At 79.4% G+C, this 5,114-nt stretch carries 4 protein-coding genes and 1 pseudogene; 1 reads left to right on the top strand and 4 read right to left on the bottom strand.

Going from position 1 to position 5,114, the window contains the following annotated elements; genetic code table 11:
* The 4 genes from EJA20_RS17860 to EJA20_RS17845 form a co-directional block, all read right to left on the bottom strand.
* Positions 1 to 1,809, bottom strand: a 1,809-nt coding sequence (locus EJA20_RS17860; protein ID WP_420836455.1) for a sacsin N-terminal ATP-binding-like domain-containing protein, incomplete at its 3' end; no start/stop codon positions are given.
* Positions 1,810 to 1,827: 18 nt separating this feature from the next.
* On the bottom strand, positions 1,828 to 2,697 hold the full coding sequence (locus tag EJA20_RS17855; protein ID WP_129339865.1) for a DUF3027 domain-containing protein: 870 nt from the start codon (positions 2,695 to 2,697) through the stop codon (positions 1,828 to 1,830).
* Between the two features lies 1 nt (position 2,698).
* Positions 2,699 to 3,082, bottom strand: coding sequence for a cold-shock protein (locus tag EJA20_RS17850; protein WP_129339864.1), 384 nt, complete (start codon positions 3,080 to 3,082; stop codon positions 2,699 to 2,701).
* Between the two features lie 96 nt (positions 3,083 to 3,178).
* A complete protein-coding gene (locus EJA20_RS17845) occupies positions 3,179 to 4,462 on the bottom strand; it encodes an EAL and HDOD domain-containing protein (RefSeq protein WP_129339863.1) in 1,284 nt (427 codons plus the stop codon).
* A gap of 135 nt (positions 4,463 to 4,597) precedes the next feature.
* Here EJA20_RS17845 and EJA20_RS17840 point away from each other — a divergent pair.
* A pseudogene (locus EJA20_RS17840) lies at positions 4,598 to 5,114 on the top strand (hypothetical protein); the annotation flags it as partial.

Here is a 5,114-nt window from a genome sequence, read left to right as displayed (position 1 = left end):
CCCTGGCAGGCCAACCTGCTGCAGATGGTCGTCTTCGTCTCGTTCCTGTGGGAGCTCGTCGTCGTGCTCGTCGTCGTGCTCGTCGTCGTGCTCGTCGTCGGACGGGCCCACCGGGGGCGGCGGCGAGGACAGGGCGACGGCCGCCGCGTCCTCGAGCAGAACGGTGCCGCGGGGGCCGCGGACCGTGCGGCCGTCGAGCAGGGGCACGGGCAGGCCGGCCAGCCCCTCCAGCACCCCGGGCAGGTCGGCGTGCGGCGCGAGGGCGGCGTAGAGCGCACGCCAGGCGGGCGGCGGGCGGTCGCCGAGGCCGTCGACGACCTCGCCGACGGCGAGCGCCTCGACCCCCAGGGCGCGCGCCGCCGCGCCCCGGCCCGCCGGCACCACGACGAGCGAGCCCCCCGCCGGCCCGGCGAGCGCCGCGACGACCTCGGGCACCTGTCCGAGCGGCCCCTCGAGGACCGTGGCGTGCGCCGGCGCCAGGGGCCGCGGCCCGCCGCCCGTGCCGGCGGGCGGGAGCAGGGGCGTCCGGGACAGGTGCTCGAGGGCGGCGGCGTGCAGGGCGGCGTCGAGGGCGCCCGCGGCCAGGCCGAGCGGGGCGAGGGCGAGCGCGCCCGCCACGTCCCCGGGTCGGGGCCCGTCCCCGGCGAGATCCGCGGCGAGATCCGCGGCGAGCGCCGCGACCGTCGCGCCGACGTGGTCGGCGAGGGCGTCCGCGAGCGGCCCCGCGACCACGTGGCGGCGGCTCGGCTCGAGCGGGAAGGTCGCCACGACGAGGCACGGCAGGGTGCAGGGCTCCTCCGTGGGCGTGGGGGCGTGCAGCACCGGCGCCCACCGGCGACCGTCGGCCCCGTCGTCGGCCCCGTCGTCGGCCCCGTCGCCGGGCGCGGGGGTGCGGGGGACGGCGCAGGTGACGGACCAGCCGTCGCGCTCGCGCTCCTCGACGGGCCGGTCGGCGAGCAGGCGGGGGCTGAGCCGGCCCGTGCGCCGGACGGAGCGCCACCGGCGGCCGACGTCAGACAGCTCGCGCACGCCGTCCGGCGTCTCGACGCGCACGGTGCCGAGGGCGGGCAGCGCCAGCAGGAGGGCGTCGTCCACCTCGGCGAGCGCCGCCAGGACGGTCCGCTCGGCGGCCGCGTCCCGCAGGCCGACGACGACCGCCGTGGTGGACCCGGCGGGACGTCGCGGCAGCGCGTCGTCGGCCGACGGGTCCGGCCCGTCGGCGGCCAGCGGGTAGGGCAGGCGCAGGACGGGCAGGGCGTCCCCGCGGCGGTCGAGGACGTCCGCCAGGCCGGGATGGGCGTCCGCGGCCGCGGCGAGCTCGGCCCGGGCGCGCCGCAGCGAGAAGGCGACGCCGCCCGTGGTGGACAGGACGCGCACCTCGTCGGAGACGGCGCGCACCGCCGCGAACCCGACCCCGAACCGGCCGACCACCGGACCGGACGGGGCGGGCGTCCCGTCGCCGGTCCCCGGCCCCTCGCCCGGACCCCCGCCGCTCTTCGTCGAGGCGCGCAGGGTGGCCAGGGCGGCGACGCCCGCGGCGTCGAGCGGGGCGCCCGTGTTCGCGGCCGTGAACCAGGACCGCCCCCCGCGCCGCTCGAGCCGCAGCAGGAGCCTCCCCGGCCCGGCACCGGCGCGGGCCGCGGCGTCGGCGGCGTTCTGCGCGAGCTCGACGACGACGCGGTCGCGCAGGCCGCCGCGGGCGTGGTCCTCCTCGTGGTTCGCGTCCTCGCGCAGGCGGGCCGGGGAGGCGCGCCACGCGTCCACGACGGCACGGCGGAGGGCGGCGGTCCCGAAGGGGTCGTCGCTCACCCGCCGCTCACCGGCGGCTCACGCGTCGGCGTCCCCCGGCACGTCCCCCGCCGCGCCCGCGGGCGCGTCGACCGGCCCGTCGACCGGCACGTCGACCGGCCCGTCGACCGGCACGTCGACCGGCACGTCGACCGGCACCGTGGCGGGCCGCTCGACGAGCTCCACCCGGTTCTCGTCGATGAGCGGGTCCGGCGCGGGCCAGTCGGTCGGGACGGGGTCGACGTCGGTCTCGGAGTGGGCGCCGCAGCCGTGGTCGAGGCTCACGACGCGGCCGTCGTCCGGCGACCACTCGTTCGCGCACACGCCGAACAGCGTGCCGAGGGCGCCCTGCAGGGGAACGAGGAAGCCGCAGCTCGCGCAGGCCGCCGCCGCGGCGACCGCGGCCGGCGTGGTGGGGCCGCGGGACCCGCGGTACCAGCGGGTGGCGGCCTCGTCGCGGCCGCGCGGGGACAGCACGCGGGCCCGGGCGAGCGCCAGCTCGTCGATGGCGACCTCGTCGAGCTCGGGGTCCCCGGACGGGGTCCAGCCGGGCTCGAGGCGGGGGTCGTCGGGCCGGAAGGGCAGCACGTCGCCGGGGCCGACGTCGCCGGGGCGCAGGCGCTCCGACCACGGCAGCCACGCCGGCGCCAGGACCGCGTCGGGGCCCGGCAGGAGGACGGACTCGCAGACGGTCGTCGTCCGGCCGCGCGGCACGCGCGCCAGGGTGACCGTGTACTCCCAGCCGCGGTAGCCCGGGGCGAGGCAGGCGAAGCGGTGCGAGACGAGGCGCTCGGCGTCGACGACCGTGCCGAGGTGCTCGCCGACGTGCCCCGGCTCCTCCGCGGTCTCGAGCGCCGCGGCCCGCGCCTGCTCGACGGCCCCGACGAGGACGGCCTCCTTGACCGGCACCTCAGGCCTCGAGGTCGTCGGCGACGGCGCGCAGGAGCGTGGCGTACTGCGCCGCGCGCGTCTTCTCGGGGTAGCGGCCGCGGCGCAGGTCGTTGCCGATCCGGTCGAGCACCTTGATGAGGTCCTCGACGATGACGGCCATGTCCTCCGCGGGCTTGCGCGTCGCGCGCACCACCGACGGCAGGGGGTCCAGGAGCGTCACGGACAGCGCCGACGGCCCGCGCCGGCCGTCCGCGACGCCGAAGTCGACCTTCGCGCCCGGCTTGGGCGCCGTGACGCCCGCGGGCAGCGCGGAGGCGTGCAGGAACACCTCGCCGCCGTCGTCGCTGGCGATGAACCCGAAGCCCCGCTCGGTGTCGAACCACTTGACCTTGCCCGTGGGCACCGCACACCTCTCGATGAGTGCTCGTCGGCCGCCGGCCCCGCCGGCGCCCGAGGGTCGGCCCGTCGGCCGACGCCCCAGGCTACCTGGCCGCGCCCGTCAGGCCGACGCGGCGACCGGCCGGGCGACGGAGCTGCCGAGGTGGTCCCCCGCGGGACCGCCCTCGCCCGTCGCCAGGAGCTCGTGGGCGTGCGCCAGGGCGGCCAGGTAGGCCGAGGACACGCCGAGCGCGGTGAAGCGCGGGTCGGCCGGCACCGGCGCCTCCCCGCCCTCCGCGACGAGGTAGGCGTCGAGGGCGTCGCACGCGGCCCGGACGTCGGGGCCCGGCTCGCCGTGGCCGAAGACCTCCTCGACCTGCTCCCGCGTCTGGCCGAGGAGCTCGGAGACGAGCCGGACGACCTCCTCCGTCGCCGCCGTCCGCGCGTCCTGCGGCACGAGCCGCTCGGCCGCGGTCACCCGCGCGAGGCAGCGCAGGGCCAGGTCGTCGTCGCCGTGGCCGGTGCCCGCGACGAGCTCGAGCACGAGCATGGAGCGCAGCCGCGCGTGGCCGAGCAGCACCACGGCCTGGTGCAGCGTGCGCACCCGGCGGCGCGCCCCCGCGGCGGAGTTGCATGCGCGCAGGACCTTGAGCGAGATCGCGGGGTCGGCGGCGACGAGGTCGGCGATGCGGGCCCAGCCCGCCGAGGGGTCGGCCAGCTGGGCGAGCAGGCGCAGGGCGGTCGTCGAGCTGTGGCTCAGCGAGGAGCGCTCGACGACGGACGGCCGCCGCAGGTGGTAGCCCTGGAAGAGGTCGAAGCCGGCGGCGGTGGCGAGCGCGAGGTCCTCGGCGGTCTCGATGCGCTCGGCGACGAGCTGCACGGGGCGGCCGCAGCTCATCCGCAGCCAGGCCACCATGGCGGGCAGGCCCTCCGGGGGGCAGTCGCGCAGGTCGACCTTGACCACGTCCGCCAGGGGCAGCAGCACCGCCCGCCGGTCGCCCGGCACCACGTCGTCGAGCGCGATGCGGAAGCCCTCGTCGCGCAGCGCCTCGATGCCGGCGCGGACGTCCTCGTCGGGCTCCACCCGCTCCAGCACCTCGAGCACCGTGTTCTCGGGGTCCAGCGGCACGGGCAGCTCGCCCGTGAGGAAGCGGCGGGGCAGGTTGACGAACAGGGGGGCGTCGCCCGCGAGCACGTGCGGGTCGAACTCCGTCGTGACGGCCGACAGGACGCGGGCCGTGGCCATGTCGTCGTCGAAGCCCTCCCCGGCCGTGAGCGCGCCCGGCGCGGGCCGGAACAGCAGCTCCTGGGCCGCGACGCGTCCCGCCCGGTCGTAGAGGGGCTGGACCGCGACGCACACGACCTGGGCCGCCGACGGCAGGGCGGCGACGATGCGCTCGTGCACGGTGCCCTCCTCGCCCTCGCGGGACGCAGCCGCGTCCAGGGTGGTCAGTCGGCCGGACGCCGCTGAGATGTAGCGGAGCGAGTCCTGCGTCACCCGGGCGGGTGCGTCGGGCGTCCGGCTCGTATCGTGGCGCGGATGGCCACGTACCTGGAGCACCTGCGCGCACGGGACGACGACGCGCTCGTCGCGCTCCTGCGCGCGCGCCCGGACCTGGCCTCCCCCTCGCCGGTCACCCTCGTGAGCCTCGCCGCCCGCGCGACGGGGCGGACCGGGCTGGAGCGGGCCCTCTCCGAGGCGGACGCCACCGTGCTCGCGGTCCTCGAGGCGGTCGTCGTGCTCACCGCGGGGACCGACCCCGCCGGGCCGCCACCCCCCGCCCCGTCCCTGGCGACCCTCGACCGCGTGCTCGGGGTCGACCACCTGCCGGCCGACGAGGGGCGCGCCGCCCGCGCCCGCGTGCGCTCCGCCGTGGCCGCCGCCGCCGTCCGGGGGCTGCTCGACGTCGACGCCGCCGACGGGACGCCCGCGGCCCCGCCGGCCGCCCGGGACGGCGGCGGGGCGACCGACGCCGCGGACGTGCTGCTGCACCCCGTGCCGGGGCTCGCGGACGCCCTCGGGCCCTACCCGGCCGGGCTCGCCCCGGGTGCGGCCC

It is taken from the genome of Cellulomonas endophytica (assembly GCF_004123805.1).
GTDB classification, from domain to species: Bacteria; Actinomycetota; Actinomycetes; order Actinomycetales; family Cellulomonadaceae; genus Cellulomonas; species Cellulomonas endophytica.
This window is presented reverse-complemented; position numbering and strand designations above follow the sequence as displayed.